Origin of the sequence: Paenibacillus mellifer (genome assembly GCF_023195895.1) — a bacterium.
Classification (GTDB): domain Bacteria; phylum Bacillota; class Bacilli; order Paenibacillales; family Paenibacillaceae; genus Fontibacillus; species Fontibacillus mellifer.
Genome location: NZ_JALPRK010000005.1, coordinates 116020 through 132370 on the forward strand (window position 1 = coordinate 116020; position 16351 = coordinate 132370).

The window sequence follows — 16351 nt, forward strand, 5'->3', positions numbered from 1 at the left end:
GGTTTTTGTAACGGCGGTCCTGCAGCAACGCAACGCAATAAATATCTAAAATCTTAAATAAAAAATGAGAGCCCCGAATAAATTGTTAATTAACAACACCAATGGGATCATTTATAATGAATGAAACGGTTTGGGAGAGTTGGCTTTATGCGAATGAACTGGTATTACCGTACGATTCTTTCCTATGCTCCGATTCTCTTTGTCATCATTTCCTCCATGATCTTCATGATATTCCTGGCTCTCAACAACGCTTCCGAGCGCAAATACCTGGAGACCAACCAAGCGATCCTGGATCGGATCGTATTTAATGCAGATGCGAATCTGATGCTGATTGAGCGTAATGTTGTCAGCAAATTGTTGATGGATGGCGAGATCCAGGACTACTTCACGAAGGGTTCCAAGGATGCGCTGGATGACTTCCTGCTGCAGAAGAAGATGATCGAATTAAGCTTGGCTTTGCCGTTTGCCAACACCATCTACATTTATAATGAAGCCGAGCAGCGGATTATCTCAGACTTGGGATCGTATTCACTGAATGCGTTTGGTGACGCAGACTTCTTGACGGCGAGCTACGGCAATAAGGAATCCGCAGGTTGGTTTAATCCGCGATCCTTTGCCTATCTGCCCCGAGAGGAAGAAGAACAGCCCGTCGTCTCCCTGATGAAGTTTGCTTTTACCGGGAACGACATGCGGGGAGCCCTTGTCGTAAACGTGTATCAGCGTTCCTTTCTGGAATATCTCAACTCGCTAAGTGAAAGCGATTACAATCGAGTTCGTTTGATCGATGCTGCGACCGATAAATCCCCGGATTCGGAGCCGGCCATGAGTCCAATTCAAGTTCAATCCGATTATACCGGCTGGACTTATGTCTCGGAGGGAGTGCATGATCAAGGCTATAATTGGCTCTCCCTCTTCTCCAACGCATGGATGGTGATTTGGGTCGTCCTGATTCTGCTGGCTTTACTTGGTTTCACGATCGTGACCCATATCCATTACAAACCCATTCAATCGATTATGGAAAAGGTAAGCCAATTTTCATACCGAAAAAGTGAGGAGCTTGGCATCAAGGGGGCGAACAATGAGTTTACCTTCATCGAGATGGCATTAGACCATCTGTTAAAGCGTTCGCTGGATTACGAGAACTTACATAAAGAAGACAGCTTATTGCGGCAGCAGCGGCTTTTTCACGATTTGTTGGCCGGGCATCTCGTTCTGTCCGATGAAGAATTTCAGCAGCAGTTGGCTGAGTTTAATCTGTCCGTCCCCTATGACCGATTAGGTGTGATGGTGGCAGAGTTGGACCGGTATGCTTGGTTTACGGATAAATATAAGGTCAAGGACCAGTACTTGCTTAAGTTTATTATCGAAAGCGCCTTCCGCGATTTGGGACATAGCCATCATTCCTTTGTATGGCATGCCTGGATGGAGCCGCATCGCATCGCTTTCGTGGTGCATCATACGGCGTCCGAACCGCGCAGCAATCTAGCAGCGGCGGAATTTGCGGAGGAATTCAAGAAATGGATTCATCAGCATTTGGAGCTGACGATTTCGATCGGAATCGGGGCGGACTCCAAGTCGATCGAAACCATCGCGGATTCCTATCGAAACGCGCAGGAGAACGTGGAGCTCAAAACCCTCTTCGGCATCCATTCGATTATAGATAATCGCAAAAGCGCGGCTATTATCAATCTGGACCGATACGCTTATCTGCAAGCCTTGGATTATGCCGCCCAGTCTTTCCGCATGAATGATACCGAATGGCGGGAGAAATTATCGCAGATTTTCAACGAGCTTGGCAAAATGCGGTTTCGCAAGCGCGATATGGCGGAGTTTGCCCAGGCGTTTCTCAAACGAATGGATAAGGCGGTTCTGGCTTTATCCTCCTCGATCCAGGAACGCTGGAAAGGCGACTTTCAGGAGCGTTTCGCGGGGATGACGGAGACGGCGGAATCGTTAGGAGAATTTCAGGAACAGTTCATGAGCCTCATGAACCAGTTCGAGGCGTGCGTGGAAGAGGATCGTCAAGCCCGCAGACATCATAGTTTAGCGATGCAGGCTAAACATTACATCGATGCGCATTATACCGATCCCGGCCTCTCCCTGGTCCAAGTCAGCGATTATCTGAACCTCCAGCCCAGCGCGCTAAGTCTTATTTTCAAAGAGGAAATGGGAGAAAAATTCGTGGATTACGTCTTGAAGGTTCGGATGCAGCACGCCAAACAGCTCCTGTTGGAAACCGAGGATTCGATTCAATCGGTTGCGGAGAACATCGGGTACCAGAATGTGAACTCCTTCTACCGCGCCTTCAAGAAATTTCAGGACATCCCGCCGGGAGAGTACCGCAACATGTATCGTACGATTTAGAGCTTAGTCAACCTAACGTGGGAGGAGGAAGCTTTATGCGGCTTGCGAGGTCGTGGTTATCGAGGCTGGCGGTCATCGTCATCCTGAGCTTATTAGCGGCGGGTTGCAGCGGATTTGAGGATACGGATCGACTGGGGTTGGCGTCGGACCCGATCCGTTCCTTCGAAGCGGACGGATTCGCGGCGGCCGATGACGGCTGGGGCACACTTCGAATCGAACTGTTTGAACGAAGCAACAAGCCGATTGGCGCGCCGACCATTACCGATAACGCGATGACGCAGTACATTCAAGAGCATTTCGGAGATCCAGAACGGATCAAGATCGAATTCGTTACAGTCCCCCGTGCGGAGGAGGTCAGGCGCTTGCAGGTGTTGATGGCGGCGAATCAAGCGCCGGATATTGTGTTCACTTACGACTTGCCTACGGTCTACAATTTCTACACGCAAGGCAAATTAACCGATTTGTCGCCTTTGCTGGATCAATACGGCTCCCGGCTGAAGCAGCTTCTGGGGGAGGAAATTTTGAGTTACGGGCGGCTCGAGGGAACCCAGTTTGCGATCCCGGCTAAGCGGGTATTGACGGCTCGAAGCACCACTTTGATCCGGGAGGATTGGCTTCGGGAAGCCGGCTTGCCTTTACCGGAGACGACGGAGGACTTCTACAGGGCGCTTCAGACATTTAAAGAAGACCGGCTGCGAAAGGACGGAGAAATCATCTATCCCTTCGGTCAAATCGATTACTATCATACAGCCCCGCTACAGTACTCATTTTGGGATTGGGACCAGATCACCATGGAGGACTTGTACGCCGAGCCGGGGTGGACGATGCCCGGAAACAAAGAAGCGTTCCGGTTTCTGAATCGTCTGTACCATGAGGGGCTGATCGATCCGGATTTCCACTTGGACCGGTTCGCCCAGCAATCTCAGAAAGACCTGATAAACGGCCGAGTCGGAGCTGCAACACCGAATACGAATGAGCCGGTATATATGGGATATCTCGCCGAATTGTTAAGGAATGATCCGGACGCCATCTTGACGCCAATCGATCCCTTTACGAACGTCAACGGCAAGAAGCCCAAGCCGATCCTGGAAGATACGGGCATGTACATCATGGTTCCGAAAGCGAGCAAAAACGCGGAGGCAGCCATCAAATACTTGAATTGGATGGCGCAGCCGGAGAACATCATCACGCTGCAGAACGGCATACAAGGGGTGACGTACCAGATGGAGAATGGCGTGCCGGTCACCCTGGAGAGCGAGGATGCGGACCGTTTGTTATTTAATTATTTTGACTATTGCATCATCTTGAATGGGAAATATGTCAGCAGCAAGGACGAACGGTTGAATCTGAAAGCCAATGCCTCCAACGCGCGATTCGAGGAGTTTACGCGCAAGAGCGTAGAGTACGCCATGAACGACGGTATTGAGACCCCGCGCATTCATGCGATCCTGCCTTCCGATATTCAGTATGCCGCCATCTTGAATGAGAAGAACGACGAGGTCTTCGTGAAAGTCATTACGGCATCTCCGGAGAAATTCGATGCCGTATACGACGAGGAAGTGGCGGAGTATTTATCCATGGGCGGACAGCAGGTCCGTGAGGAGAAACACCAAGCATATCAAGCGCAGAGCAGCGGAACACCTTAAACTGAATCAGCCAGATGAACGCGTTGAAGTCCAGTCGTCCCAAGGAGGGAGTTTTTCCTTCTTGGGGCGATTTTTCTTTTGACTGAACCGCCCTTCCAGCCCGCTATCTCAACAAAGGTTAGGCATATAAAAAAGGTGAAACGACTTCTTTTAAAAGAGAAGAAGCCCCCAAAAAAGGAGAATTTCCCAATGTTCGTTCCTGCGGTATAGTAAGCAGCAACCAAGCCATGGACTTACACTCGAAAGGAGGATGCGGATGCAAACGGAAGTCAGGCGGGCGCGTTCTTCGCTCCCCGTCAAGCGGCTTAATGGCATGGCCGCCTTTAAGCGGCAATGGCCTTTGTATCTCCTGATGCTCGCGCCAATGACGTTCTTTCTCGTATTTAAGTACATTCCCATGGCGGGCGTCGTGGTTGCGTTTAAGGACTACAACATTTTTAGGGGGGTCTGGGCCAGCGAGTGGGTTGGATGGGATGTATTTCGGGAGATCTTTGGGATGCCGCAGTTTTATAAAGCGCTGCGCAACACCTTAATGCTGAATGTCATCTCCTTACTTACCTTCCCGATTCCGATCATCCTGGCGATTATGCTGAATGAGCTGCGCGTCAAATGGTACAAACGCGTAAGCCAAACGCTGCTGTATTTACCCCACTTTATCTCATGGGTTATCGTCGGGGGGATGGTCATTCAATTGCTGGCTACCCATACCGGCAGCGTAAATGAGTTCATCAAAAGTGTCGGCGGTCAACCGGTTCCGTTCCTGGAAGACACGGTGCTGTGGATCCTTACGTACACGGGGGCCGGGGTATGGCACTATGCCGGCTGGGGAACGATCCTATACTTGGCAGCGCTTACAGGAATCAATAAGGAGCTGTACGAAGCCGCCGAAGTGGATGGGGCAAGCCGGATGCGAAGAATTTGGCATATTACCCTCCCCGGGATCAAGCCGACGATCGTCGTGTTGTTTATTATCCAGATTGGCCATATGGCGGATATCAGCTTCGAGCAGCCGTATGCTTTGCAGAACGGTTACGTCATGGATGTCGCTCAGGTCATCAGCACCTATGTGTACACGGTCGGAATTCAGTCGGCGCAATTCGCGCTGGCGACGGCCGTTGGATTGTTCCAGTCCGTCATCGGACTGATCTTGCTGCTCACCGCCGAGCTCATTTCCAGAAAAGTGAACCAGCAAGGCATCTTCTAGCAAAGGAGGGAGCTCTCGTGATTCGGAATCCGGTTGATAGAGTGATCGATAGCCTTGTGATCGTATTCATCGGTTTGTTTGCTTTATTTTGCGTCGTGCCGATGATCCATATTTTCGCCTTATCCTTCAGCGGCAACCGGGCCATTATGTCGGGAGAAGTGTTTCTGTGGCCGGTTGAGTGGAACTTCCATGCGTATTCGGCGGTATTTGGGGACATTTCCATGATGCGTTCCCTGGTGCTGACGGTGATTCTGGTCGTCGTCTATACCGCGGTAGCCTTGGTGATGACCATTATGGCTGCGTATGCGTTAAGCCGCAGAAACTTCAAAGGCCGTAACGTGATGTTCGGCCTGATCGTGGTAACGATGTTCTTTAATCCTGGAATTATCCCCAATTATATGCTCGTCAAAGAGGTGGGTTTGCTTAATTCGCCATTGTCACTCATTCTGCCTCTGATGATTAATGCGTTCTTGCTGATTATTATGCGAACGTCCTTCTCCGGCGTGCCTCATGAACTGGAGGACTCGGCCTGGATGGACGGCTGCGGCCATTTCCGGTTTCTGCTGCAGGTCGTGCTCCCGCTTCAATTGCCGATTCTCGCAACCATCGGGTTGTATTCGGCCGTGGACCGTTGGAATATGTTTCAGGACGCTTTGTTCTACATCAATGATAAAAATTTGTACCCGCTCCAGCTCAAGTTATATCAGATGGTCATCAACAGCCAGGTGAATGATGCCACAGCGCAAGAAGGCTTTAATGCCGCGACTCCGATTCCTCAGAGCATTCAGTCGGCCAGCATCATGTTTGCCACCGTGCCGATATTGCTGGTTTATCCTTGGCTGCAGAAATATTTCATTTCCGGCATGCTGCAGGGGGCCGTCAAAGGGTAGGACGGCAGGGATCACATCGATAGCTGTCTTTCGGCGGGGCGAAACCTTCCATATCGACGGCAACGCCGAAGGTCACTATATATAAACAAATTGAAAAGGGAGGCAACACCATGCGCAAACCAATACGCTCCTCGATGTTCGCCCTAGTTGCGTTGGTCCTGGCCGCGAGCTTGGCTTTGGCGGGCTGCGGCGGCGGGGGGAACGGCGGCGGGAATGCCGCGGCGACGAATAATGCCAAGGAATCCGAACCGAAAGGGGAACGGATTACCTTAAAAGTGGAGCTGTTTGACCGCAACAATACGCCGGCGGGGGAGCCGCCAATAACGGATAACTTCATGACCCAGTATATCCAGAAAAATTTCGGCGACCCGAACAATATCGACGTCGAATTCGTCACGGTTCCTCGCGCCGAAGAGGTGGATAAGCTGAACGTCCTGATGGCCTCGGGCTCCGCTCCGGACATCGTGTTCACGTATAATAAGCCCACCGTGCAAAACTACGTGAAAAGCGGAGGTTTAACCGACCTGGGACCGCTCATTGATCAGCATGGGCCGAACTTGAAGAAAGTGCTGGAGCCTTCTCTGCCTTACGGCGTGTTTGACGGGAAGCAATATACCCTTCCTGCGCTGCGCGTGATTCAAGCTCAGACCACTACCTTCATCCGCAAGGACTGGCTGGATCAATTAAATCTCCCGCTCCCGCAAACGACGGAGCAATTCGTGGATGCCATGCGTGCCTTTAAAGAGAAGGATCCTGGCAAAACGGGAGGCAAGGTCGTCCCTTACAGCTACATCGACGTGTTTCATATGATGCCGCTGGTCAATTCCTTCTGGAAATGGGACGAAATTACGGATAAGAATCTGTATTCGGTTCCCCGCTGGCTGCAGCCGGGAAGCAAAGAGGGGTACCGATTGCTGAACCAGATGTACAACGAAGGACTGATCGATCCGGATTTTGCGCTCAGCGACGACTTTAGCCAGGCGTTCGCCCAGCAAGTCGTGAACAGCGTTGCCGGGGCGGGCACGCCGAACACCAATGAACCGGTATATAACGGCTACTATGCCAACCTGAAGGCGAATAATCCGGACGCGGTGCTGGAGGCCATCGATCCGTTCTCCACTCCCGACGGGAAACATCCGAAGCCGATCTATGACCCGACCGGCGCTTACATTATGATCCCGGCGACGAGCAAAAACGCGGAGGCAGCCGTGAAATATCTCAACTGGATGGCTGATCCGAACAACATCCTGGTGCTGCAAAACGGCGAGGAAGGCGTATCTTACGAAATGAGCGAAGAGGGGCTGCCGCTGCTGCTGAATACGCCGGAGGCTCAGAACTTGCTGTACAACTACTATGACTACTGCATTATTTTGAATGGCAAGTACATTTCGACGGAGGACCCGAACAAGAACATTGCGGCCAATGCCTTCGATCCTGACTTTAAGGATTTCACCGTCAAGAGCATTCAAGCAGGCACCAACGACGGGTATACCCTGCCTCGCGTGGATATTGCGGTGGATGCCGAAATCAAATACGCCAAAATCCTGGAGGATTTCGAAAAAGAAATGCTGGCCAAGATCGTCACGGCCAAACCGGATCAATTCGACAAGGTCTATGACCAGAAGGTCGAGGAATATATGTCCATGGGCGGCAAGGCGGTCATGGAAGGGAAACAGGCGGCCTACGACGAGTTTTACAAGAAGTAACAGGAGGGGAGCCGATTGATACAGGTAGCGGTAATCGGCGCCGGCGCGATATCGCCGGCCCATATTCAAGCGTATTTGCAGTTCCCGGAGCAGTGCCGCATTGTGGCAATCTGCGATATTTATCCAGAGAAGGCGCGGCAAAAAGCGGATCAGTTTCAACTGGATGCGGAAATTTACGCCGACTACTCGGAAATGCTCCAACGCAGCGACATCGACCTGGTATCCGTATGCACGCCTCCGTATACCCATGCGGAGACGGCGATCGCTTTTTTGAAAGCAGGTAAGCACGTGATCGTCGAAAAGCCGATGGCTTCTTCGCTGGAGGAATGTGACCGGATGAACGAGGCGGCGGAGCAGAGCGGGAGAATGTTATCCGTCGTGGCGCAAAACCGGTTCACCACCCCCATGATGAAGCTGAAGCGGGTATTGGACACGAAGCTCATGGGGCCGATCGTGCACGCGCAAGTCGACTCTTACTGGTGGAGAGGCCATTGTTACTATGATCTGTGGTGGAGAGGAACTTGGGAGAAGGAAGGCGGCGGTTGCACGCTGAACCATGCGGTGCATCATATCGATATTTTTCAATGGATGAACGGCATGCCAGCCGAGATCACCGCGGTGATGAGCAACACCTCCCATGACAATGCCGAGGTCGAGGACATCTCTGTCGCCATCGCCCGTTACGATAACGGGGCATTAGCCCAACTGACCAGCTCCGTCGTGCATCACGGCCAGGAGCAGCAGTTGATCTTCCAGGGGAAGCACGCGCGAGTGTCCGCACCTTGGAAGGTGGCGGCTTCCGTTTCGAAGCCAAACGGATTCCCCGAGCAGGATGAGGAGCTGGAAGCCCGAATTCAGCAAGCGTACGACGAGCAACCCGAGCTTCCGTATGAAGGTCATCGCGGCCAAATCCACGACGTCCTGAATGCGATCGAACAGGGCTCGCCCGTGCTGGTGGACGGCATTCAAGGCCGAAGAACGCTGGAGCTGATTACGGCAATTTACCAGTCGGCCAGCACCGGGCAAACGGTGAAGCTGCCGCTGGGTCCGGATAGTCCTTTTTATACGCGAGAGGGGATTTTGCAGAACGCGACTTATTTTTACGAGAAGAAGACCAGCGTGGAGAATTTCAGCGACAACAACATCACCTCGGGAGGCAATAGCTAAAGGGGGAAAGGAGCAAACGACATGACGAAGAAGCAGGACGGCATGAACTACGCGCCGAAAGGAAAGCCGAGCCCGGTAGTCGGGGAGGGCGAATTCCGGTTTGCGGCCATCGGATTGGATCATGGACATATCTACGGAATGTGCAACGGATTGATCGAGGCCGGAGCCGAGCTCGCAGCGGTTTACGATCCGGATCCGGAGAAGGTGAAGCGATTCATCGAGACGTTTCCTCAAGCGGAGGCGGCCGCGTCCGAGGAGGAGATTTGGAAGGATCCGCAGATCCGATTGATCGCTGCGGCCTGCATTCCTTCCGAACGCTGCGCGTTGGGGCTTCGGGCGATGGAGCACGGCAAGCATTATTTTGCGGATAAACCGGCCTTTACCACGTTGGAGCAGGTCGATCGGGCGCGCCGGAAAACGGAAGAGACCGGGCTCAAATGGGGAATTTATTACGGTGAACGTCTTCACGTGGAGAGCGCCGTGTTTGCCGGCCAACTGATCGAGGAAGGCGCGATCGGCCGGGTCGTACAGGTGATCGGCACAGGCCCGCATCGCGCCAACCCCAAGGCTCGGCCGGATTGGTTCTTCGACCCTGACTGTTACGGCGGGATCTTATGCGATATCGGGTCCCATCAGATCGAGCAGTTCCTGCATTACGCAGGGGCTAAGGATGCGAAGGTGCTGCACAGCAAGGTCGCCAATTACAAATTCAAGGCCTATCCCAGATTCGAGGATTTCGGCGACGCGACGCTGGTAGCGGATAACGGGGCGACCTTCTACTTTCGGGTGGATTGGCTGACTCCCGACGGTTTGGGGACGTGGGGCGACGGCAGAACCCTCATTTTGGGGACGGAAGGTTATATCGAAATTCGCAAATACATCGACATCGCCCGGGAAGTGTCCGGCAATCATCTTTATTTGGTTAATCACGAAGGCGAATTCCACTATGATTGCTCCGGGAGAGTGGGGTACCCTTATTTTGGCGCATTCCTATTGGATATCCTGAACGGAACGGAAAACGCAATGACACAGGAGCATGCGTTTAAAGCGGCGGCTTTATGCATAGAGGCGCAGACGCAAGCGGTTCGGATCGAAACGGCCTGATCCATTTCCAATGGGGATCTAATGACCAGCCCGCAAACGTTTCGTTTGCGGGCTTTCTGTTTGATTATACACGACTACTTATTTATCGAGCATGGACATCGAGACGTTCGCAATCTGATGGAGTTTCTTTTTATCGGCGGATGTACGTCGTAGGACCCGGATTCCAATCATGGTCGTATGCAAGCTTGACGCAAGCAAGCTAGGTTCTTGATTGGCCGAAATTTCCCCTGCCTGTTGCCCCTGTTGGATGAGCCCTTCCAGCAATTGCTCTTCCTTGCTAAACCCCTCGTTCGTCAATTCGCTTACGGCAGGATCTCTATAGGCCAACTCGGTTGCCGAGTTCACAAAGAAGCAGCCGATCGGTTGCTCGCCTTTGGCTTCGATCAGATAGTCGAAGATCAGGCGGATGGATTCCTTTGCCGTACGACCGCGCTGGGCTTCGGCTTTCAGGGTAGCGTCCGTAAGCTTTGCATACCGCTCCATCGTTTTGATAAAAAGCGTGTGCTTGTCCCCGAACGTGTCGTACAAGCTTCGGCGATGAATCCCCATATGCTCAACCAGATCCTGAAGCGAAGTCTTCTCATACCCTTGTTCCCAGAATAGGTGCAGTGCCTTCAGGAGGACTTCATTTTCCTCAAACTCCTTGCTGCGTGCCATAACGTGTCACCCCTTCCACCCTATCTTAGCATATGAGAACGAACGGTAAAAGAAATCGGGAAATGTAAATTTCAAAACGCGTGTACCAGAACAACTACCCCGTCTGAACAAAAGGGATAAACGTGAAAAGAGCTACAGAAACACCAGAACAGCAACTCAGTTGGGCTGCTGGAAGCTCCCTCCGGTCGTTTCCGCATCCTTTTAATGTGCTATCCAACGATAGCGCCATGGTGGAATTGTGCGAGCGGCACGGTTTGAGCAGCATCAATAATTCTCCGCTGGCGATGGGGCTGTTAAGCGGCAAGTTTACGGCTTCATCGAACCTGCAGGCCGAGGGTGTGCGCGGCAGCAGCCACGGGTGGGTGGGACAGGCGTAACCAGTGCCCCGTAAGCAAAAAGACCTTTTTCGGGAAGAACCGAAAAGGTCTTTTTTGAATTTAGTCCAATACTGCTAAATCAAGCTGAGCGTTTCGACTGGGGTCCGAGATCAGCTCGCCGACGGCTCGGCGATCATCGCGAAGCAAGACGTTGGGATCGAGCCCGGAGATAGCCATCGGCTATGAAACGGCAATCTCACCTAAGACGGTTGCACGGTCGGGCGGATAATGATCTCGTTGACGCCCGTATCCTCGGGCTCGTTGACCGCAAAAGCGATTGCCCGTGCGATACTGTCCGGTGAGATGGCTACCTGGTTCATTTGCCCGACCATCGCTTTGATTTCGGGAGTCGTGATTCCATCCGCCAGTTCCGTTTCCGTCAGGCCGGGGGAAATGAGAGTCGAACGGATGCGGGAAGCCGGAGATTCCTCTTGGCGCAGCCCTTCGGCGATCGCTCTCACTGCCATTTTCGTCGCGCTGTAAACGGAGGAAGTCGGCGAGACCTGATACCCAGCGACGGATGATACATGTACGATATGGCCGAACTGCTGCTGCCGCATCACGGGAAGCACTGCGGCGATGCCGTATAGCCCCCCCTTGATGTTGACGTCGATCATCTGGTCCCATTCGTCGACCTTCAGCTCGTTCAGCATCGAGAGCGGCATGATCCCGGCGTTATTCACCAGCACGTCGATCCGCCCGTAACGGTTCATCGCGAATCGGGCCAGTTCCTGCATCGAGGCATAAGAGGCGACATCGGTTTTCAAAAAGACGGCTTCTCCTCCGGCTTGGACAATTTCGGCCGCTAAATCTCGGAGACGATCCTCCCGCCGGGCGCCTAATACGACTTTGTTTCCTTGAGCGGCCATTAATTGAGCGGTGGCTTTGCCAATTCCGCTGGAAGCTCCGGTTATGATGATGACTTTAGAATTCAAGCCTTGCATGAGTATCTCTCCTCTATAGTTGATCTTGATTGGGTCTGCAGGATCAACTATACGGGAGTGAATATGACAACTGGGTGTCATATTCATAAAAAAAACCTCTTCGAACGTTTCGAAGAGGTCTTCCTATTGTTAAGAAAGTTTCAATTCAGCCCCTCAGCTCAGCGTGGCGAGAGATTCCTTCGTAAAAGGCTTCAGCTCTTCTACGCGGCCGTCGCGGATCTTAGCCGCCCAGGCCGGGTCGGTCAGCAGCGCGCGGCCGACGGCAACGAGGTCGAACTCGCCGCGTTCAAGACGCTCGACCAGTTGCTCAATCCCGGTTGTTTCCCCGCCTTGGCCCGACTCGAACAAGCTGGTGAACTCGGAGTTCAAGCCGACGGAACCGACGGTGATCGTAGGTTTGCCGGTTAGCTTGCGCGTCCAGCCGGCCAGGTTCAGCTCCGAGTCCGCGAACTCCGGCTCCCAGAAGCGGCGAGTGGAGGCGTGGAAAATATCGACGCCGGCAGCACTTAAAGGAGCCAGGAAGCGCTCCAGTTCCTCGGGGGTAGCGGCCAGCTTGGCGCTGTAGTCGACAGGCTTCCATTGCGAGAAACGGAAAATGATTGGGAACTCCGGCCCAACCGCGGCCCGGACCGCTTCAATGACCTCAACGGCAAAGCGGGTACGCCCGACAAGGTCGCCGCCGTACTCATCGGTACGCTTATTGGTGACCTCCCAGAAAAACTGATCGATTAAATAGCCATGTGCCCCGTGGATTTCGACGGCATCAAAGCCGAGGCGCTTCGCATCAGCGGCAGATTGAGCATAACCCTGAACCAGCTCCCGGATTTCCTGCTTCGTCAGCGGTTCGGAGACCGGCTTGCCGGTTAAGCTAAGGCCGGATGGGCCGATGGGATCGACATTCGACTCAGGGAATGTCTCCCGTTGGCGGGCCGTGCCGGTATGCCAAATTTGGGGAGCGATTTTGCCCCCGGCTTCATGCACTTCATGGACGACCTTCTGCCACCCTGCCAATGCCTCTTCACCGTAAAAATGAGGCACGTCCCGATCCGCAGGTGCTGCCGGGTGGTTAATGACCGTGCCTTCCGTAATGATCAGTCCGACGCCGTTCTCCGCTCTGCGGCGGTAATAGCCGGCCACGTCAGGACCGGGAACGCCGTCCGGCGAGAAAGACCGGGTCATGGGGGCCATGACGACCCGGTTTGCAAGCTTTAGACCGCCGCCTTCAAAAGGTTGGAATAGGGCGGTTGTCGTTTTGGAAATGGACATGGTGATCTCTCCTTCTAACGATATTCCATACATATATCTAAATATATAGATAAACTTATAAATAGGCAAGGGAAATTGTAGAATTTTCCTGATTATTTGTTTGGTTTCAACTTGGCGGCGAAATGCTCCAAGAAGGCGTCGATCCCTTCATCATTTATCCGATAATAGGTATATTGCCCATGACGGCGCGATTCTAACAGTCCGCTTTTTTGCATACTGGCTAAGTAGGAAGAAATCACGGATTGTGCCAATCCGAATTTTTCCTGAATGGAGCCGACGCATACGCTTCCTGGAAATTCCTCTTTGATGACATCCGGCAGTTCGTATCTCAATTTCTCCGGTTGCCTCAGCCAACATAGGATGTTAAGCCGAGTCTCATTCGAGAGGACCTTCAGTACGGCCAGCATGTCTTGGTCTTTCATTTCCAGACCCCCGTTCTTGGTTGGTTTGTTCCCAGTATAACAAAACTTTCGCCGATCCATAAAGAGAGGAGATACTGAAATTGGCGATCGAACTATGTTTTTGTTTGAAGTTTCGTTATAATTAACATGCATGATCGAACGAAGATAAGGAGGGGTAGGGAAAATGGTGCATTACATCAGACTGCGTCATTCCGCTTTGAACAAGTAATTTCATATGTTCAAAGGCTCTGTTCGCCGGAACAGGGTAAACGGGATCAGTCTGCCCATTTTCATAACTCTTCATCGGATATATTCAATAGGTGAATGAAGGAAGGCGGCCGTGCTGTCTTTCTTTTTTTGCGCCCATTAGGCCTTATTAGGGCTTTTCGATCGGGCTTCAATGTTCTTGGGCATTTCTTCCCCTTTTACTCTGTACCGCGAGGCAAAGGAAAGGAAGGGAATGCATGAATTTTCCTATCAACGGCGCGAGAAGCGCGAGAAACTATATATCGATCTTAAAATGCCCGGTATGCGGAGGGCGATTTGACGCGAACGGCCCGCAAAGTTTGATCTGCCCCCAAGGGCATGCGTTTGATATGGCGAAGCAAGGTTACTTTAACCTGACGATTCGTCCGGCTCATAGCCATTACGACAAGGAGCTCTTTGACGCCAGACGGAGCATCATTACGGGGAGCCGTCTATACGCCCCATTGCACGAGACGATCGCAGGAATGATCGCGAACCGAGCCGGCAACCCTGCTTCTGGCGGCTTGGTCGTCGACATGGGCTGCGGGGAAGGCTCGCATTTGCAGAAAATTATGCATGGGCTGGGTCCGTCGGGCTGGATTGGCCTGGGAGTCGATTTGTCCAAAGAAGGCATCCGTTTGGCTGCCCGACAGTATGCGGATGGACTTTGGGTCTTTTCGGATTTGGCCCATGCGCCGCTGCAGGACCAATCGGTTCAAGTGGTACTCAACCTGCTGTCCCCGGCCAATTATCGGGAGTTTAAGCGAATCCTTGCTCCGGGGGGCGTTCTCGTCAAAGTCGTTCCGGGTGCGGACTACTTGCGGGAGCTGCGAGAGACGTTGCATGGCGACAGCAACAAAAGGGATTACTCCAACGCCAACATCGTATCGTTGTTCCGCCAACATTTTTCTAAGATGGAAGTGGTGCATTTGAAGTACCGGCAGTGGTTAGATACCGAGGCCTTGCGTGATTTCGTGCGCATGAGCCCGCTCGCCTGGTCCGCGGAGCAGGCGAAAATCGCGGCGTTTACGGATCGAGATGGCGCGGAAATCACCGTGGACGTGGATCTGTTGTTGGGTCGGAACGACTCGCTTAGCTAGACGGCAAATCCGCATTGCGCTATCATTTACTAGACTAAAGATCTTGTACGGATGGGAGCAGGCATATGATCGGGACATTGGTGAACACCGCGGCGATTTTGGCGGGCAGCGTGCTGGGAAGCATTTTCAAGAAAGGGCTAAAGGAAAAGTATCAGACCGCGCTGTTTACCGCGATCGGCTTGGCCGCTACGCTGCTGGGGATTAACGCCGCGGTGACGAATATGAAGGACAGCTCGTTTCCCGTGCTGTTCATTATCAGCTTGGCGGCGGGGAGTCTAATCGGGACGGCGCTGGATATCGACGGTAGTTTCCAGAGGCTGGTCGGGCGTTTCTCCACCTCGAATCTAGGTCAGGGGTTGTCCACGGGAATTCTGCTGTTTTGCATCGGGACCCTGTCGATCCTGGGACCGATCGAAAGCGCAATTCACGGAAATCACACCTACCTGTACATGAACGCAACCCTGGATCTCGTGACCTCCATGGTGTTGGCCTCCTCGTATGGCATCGGGATTGCACTAACCGCCGTCGTGCTCTTTCTTTGGCAGGGAGCGATTTATATGAGCGCCGACTATTTGGCGCCTTTCCTAACGGCCCCGTTGCTGACCGAAATCTCCATCGTCGGCGGCGTGCTGATTGCAAGCTCGGGGTTATCGATTTTGAAAATCATCGAGGCGAAAACCTTGAACATGCTGCCGGCGTTGTTGGTGCCGGTGGTCTGGTTTTTGTTGAAGGGGTTATTGGGTTTGTGAGACGAACCGGTCTCGTTTAACCGCTCCCGATAGCGGAAACCCGCAGAGATAACAGCAAAAAAGCAGGCACAGTATGAGGAACAACTCTGTTCCTGCGCTATGCCTGCATTTTATTTATGTTTTTATTGTTCTAGTATTCGAACCAATAGGGTTACCGCTTCCGACCGGGTCGCAGTACCGTTCGGAACGAATTCGTTATCGCCGCGGCCGCTCATGATCCCCAGCTTGCGAACCAATTGCGCCTTTCGCCCAGTTTGGGATGTTCTTATTACTCATGAGCGCATCCCCCTTGAGTAGCAAGATAGATTAATCCCATTAAGCATCTTTGCATTTGGTTAGCCATCCACATGACCTCCTTTGTTTAACTAAAAACTCAAAAAGTTAATGACAACGCTTTCCGATTCGTTCTCCTTTCCTCGAGACCGGCATCGCAGCCGCGTCCCGTTATTTGTGTCGTAACCTTACCAAGCCCCCGCTGCGACGACAATTCCAGCAAGCTCCAATTTTTTCTGCAAGCGCAGATTTACGAA

Annotated in this window: 15 protein-coding genes; 10 read left to right on the forward strand and 5 right to left on the reverse strand. The window is 52.6% G+C overall.

Features of this window, described 5'->3' with window-relative positions; all coding sequences use genetic code 11:
* Positions 1 to 147 precede the first annotated feature (147 nt).
* The 7 genes from M0651_RS07885 (at position 148) to M0651_RS07915 (ending at position 10081) form a co-directional block, all read left to right on the forward strand.
* Positions 148 to 2364 carry a helix-turn-helix domain-containing protein gene (locus tag M0651_RS07885; protein WP_248551296.1) on the forward strand — a complete coding sequence of 739 codons (2217 nt, stop codon included), beginning with the start codon at positions 148 to 150 and terminating at the stop codon, positions 2362 to 2364.
* A 35-nt stretch (positions 2365 to 2399) separates the two neighbouring features.
* Complete coding sequence (locus M0651_RS07890) at positions 2400 to 4010, forward strand: extracellular solute-binding protein (RefSeq protein WP_248551297.1); 1611 nt, start codon at positions 2400 to 2402, stop codon at positions 4008 to 4010.
* Positions 4011 to 4266: 256 nt separating this feature from the next.
* The gene (locus M0651_RS07895; protein WP_248551298.1) at positions 4267 to 5214 is read left to right on the forward strand and encodes an ABC transporter permease; all 948 of its coding nucleotides are present in this window, start codon (positions 4267 to 4269) and stop codon (positions 5212 to 5214) included.
* Positions 5215 to 5231: 17 nt separating this feature from the next.
* Positions 5232 to 6104: a carbohydrate ABC transporter permease gene (locus M0651_RS07900; protein ID WP_248551299.1), complete on the forward strand. Its 873-nt coding sequence runs from the start codon at positions 5232 to 5234 to the stop codon at positions 6102 to 6104.
* A gap of 110 nt (positions 6105 to 6214) precedes the next feature.
* Positions 6215 to 7810: an extracellular solute-binding protein gene (locus tag M0651_RS07905; RefSeq protein ID WP_248551300.1), complete on the forward strand. Its 1596-nt coding sequence runs from the start codon at positions 6215 to 6217 to the stop codon at positions 7808 to 7810.
* Positions 7811 to 7825: 15 nt separating this feature from the next.
* Entirely contained in the window at positions 7826 to 8977 is a 1152-nt protein-coding gene (locus tag M0651_RS07910) for a Gfo/Idh/MocA family protein (protein WP_248551301.1), read from the forward strand.
* A gap of 21 nt (positions 8978 to 8998) precedes the next feature.
* Entirely contained in the window at positions 8999 to 10081 is a 1083-nt protein-coding gene (locus M0651_RS07915) for a Gfo/Idh/MocA family protein (protein ID WP_248551302.1), read from the forward strand.
* A gap of 78 nt (positions 10082 to 10159) precedes the next feature.
* Here the strand turns inward: M0651_RS07915 and M0651_RS07920 are convergent, their stop codons facing one another.
* Positions 10160 to 10738: a TetR/AcrR family transcriptional regulator gene (locus M0651_RS07920; protein ID WP_248551303.1), complete on the reverse strand. Its 579-nt coding sequence runs from the start codon at positions 10736 to 10738 to the stop codon at positions 10160 to 10162.
* A 122-nt stretch (positions 10739 to 10860) separates the two neighbouring features.
* Here M0651_RS07920 and M0651_RS07925 point away from each other — a divergent pair, with 122 nt between their 5' ends.
* Entirely contained in the window at positions 10861 to 11115 is a 255-nt protein-coding gene (locus M0651_RS07925) for a hypothetical protein (RefSeq protein ID WP_248551304.1), read from the forward strand.
* A 200-nt stretch (positions 11116 to 11315) separates the two neighbouring features.
* Here M0651_RS07925 and M0651_RS07930 read toward each other — a convergent pair whose 3' ends face one another.
* From M0651_RS07930 to M0651_RS07940, 3 genes are all read right to left on the reverse strand, one after another.
* Positions 11316 to 12059 carry an SDR family oxidoreductase gene (locus M0651_RS07930; protein WP_248551305.1) on the reverse strand — a complete coding sequence of 248 codons (744 nt, stop codon included), beginning with the start codon at positions 12057 to 12059 and terminating at the stop codon, positions 11316 to 11318.
* Between the two features lie 153 nt (positions 12060 to 12212).
* Positions 12213 to 13325, reverse strand: coding sequence for an NADH:flavin oxidoreductase (locus M0651_RS07935; protein ID WP_248551306.1), 1113 nt, complete (start codon positions 13323 to 13325; stop codon positions 12213 to 12215).
* A 92-nt stretch (positions 13326 to 13417) separates the two neighbouring features.
* A complete protein-coding gene (locus M0651_RS07940; RefSeq protein ID WP_248551307.1) occupies positions 13418 to 13747 on the reverse strand; it encodes an ArsR/SmtB family transcription factor in 330 nt (109 codons plus the stop codon).
* Positions 13748 to 14190: 443 nt separating this feature from the next.
* Here M0651_RS07940 and M0651_RS07945 point away from each other — a divergent pair, with 443 nt between their 5' ends.
* Positions 14191 to 15072, forward strand: a complete 882-nt coding sequence (locus tag M0651_RS07945; RefSeq protein WP_248551308.1) for a putative RNA methyltransferase — start codon at positions 14191 to 14193, stop codon at positions 15070 to 15072.
* Between the two features lie 65 nt (positions 15073 to 15137).
* The gene (locus tag M0651_RS07950) at positions 15138 to 15821 is read left to right on the forward strand and encodes a DUF554 domain-containing protein (protein ID WP_248551309.1); all 684 of its coding nucleotides are present in this window, start codon (positions 15138 to 15140) and stop codon (positions 15819 to 15821) included.
* A gap of 122 nt (positions 15822 to 15943) precedes the next feature.
* Here the strand turns inward: M0651_RS07950 and M0651_RS24265 are convergent, their stop codons facing one another.
* Positions 15944 to 16057: an S-layer homology domain-containing protein gene (locus M0651_RS24265; RefSeq protein ID WP_372490907.1), complete on the reverse strand. Its 114-nt coding sequence runs from the start codon at positions 16055 to 16057 to the stop codon at positions 15944 to 15946.
* Positions 16058 to 16351: the final 294 nt, after the last annotated feature.

Bases quoted from the DNA above. Each gene is read 5' to 3' on its own strand.
- M0651_RS07895 (WP_248551298.1), top strand. From the start codon at position 4,267: ATGCAAACGGAAGTCAGGCGGGCGCGTTCTTCGCTCCCCGTCAAGCGG.
- M0651_RS07950 (WP_248551309.1), top strand. From the start codon at position 15,138: ATGATCGGGACATTGGTGAACACCGCGGCGATTTTGGCGGGCAGCGTG.
- M0651_RS07945 (WP_248551308.1), top strand. From the start codon at position 14,191: ATGAATTTTCCTATCAACGGCGCGAGAAGCGCGAGAAACTATATATCG.
- M0651_RS07885 (WP_248551296.1), top strand. From the start codon at position 148: ATGCGAATGAACTGGTATTACCGTACGATTCTTTCCTATGCTCCGATT.
- M0651_RS07930 (WP_248551305.1), bottom strand. From the start codon at position 12,059: ATGCAAGGCTTGAATTCTAAAGTCATCATCATAACCGGAGCTTCCAGC.
- M0651_RS07890 (WP_248551297.1), top strand. From the start codon at position 2,400: ATGCGGCTTGCGAGGTCGTGGTTATCGAGGCTGGCGGTCATCGTCATC.
- M0651_RS07915 (WP_248551302.1), top strand. From the start codon at position 8,999: ATGACGAAGAAGCAGGACGGCATGAACTACGCGCCGAAAGGAAAGCCG.
- M0651_RS07920 (WP_248551303.1), bottom strand. From the start codon at position 10,738: ATGGCACGCAGCAAGGAGTTTGAGGAAAATGAAGTCCTCCTGAAGGCA.
- M0651_RS07940 (WP_248551307.1), bottom strand. From the start codon at position 13,747: ATGAAAGACCAAGACATGCTGGCCGTACTGAAGGTCCTCTCGAATGAG.
- M0651_RS07935 (WP_248551306.1), bottom strand. From the start codon at position 13,325: ATGTCCATTTCCAAAACGACAACCGCCCTATTCCAACCTTTTGAAGGC.
- M0651_RS07905 (WP_248551300.1), top strand. From the start codon at position 6,215: ATGCGCAAACCAATACGCTCCTCGATGTTCGCCCTAGTTGCGTTGGTC.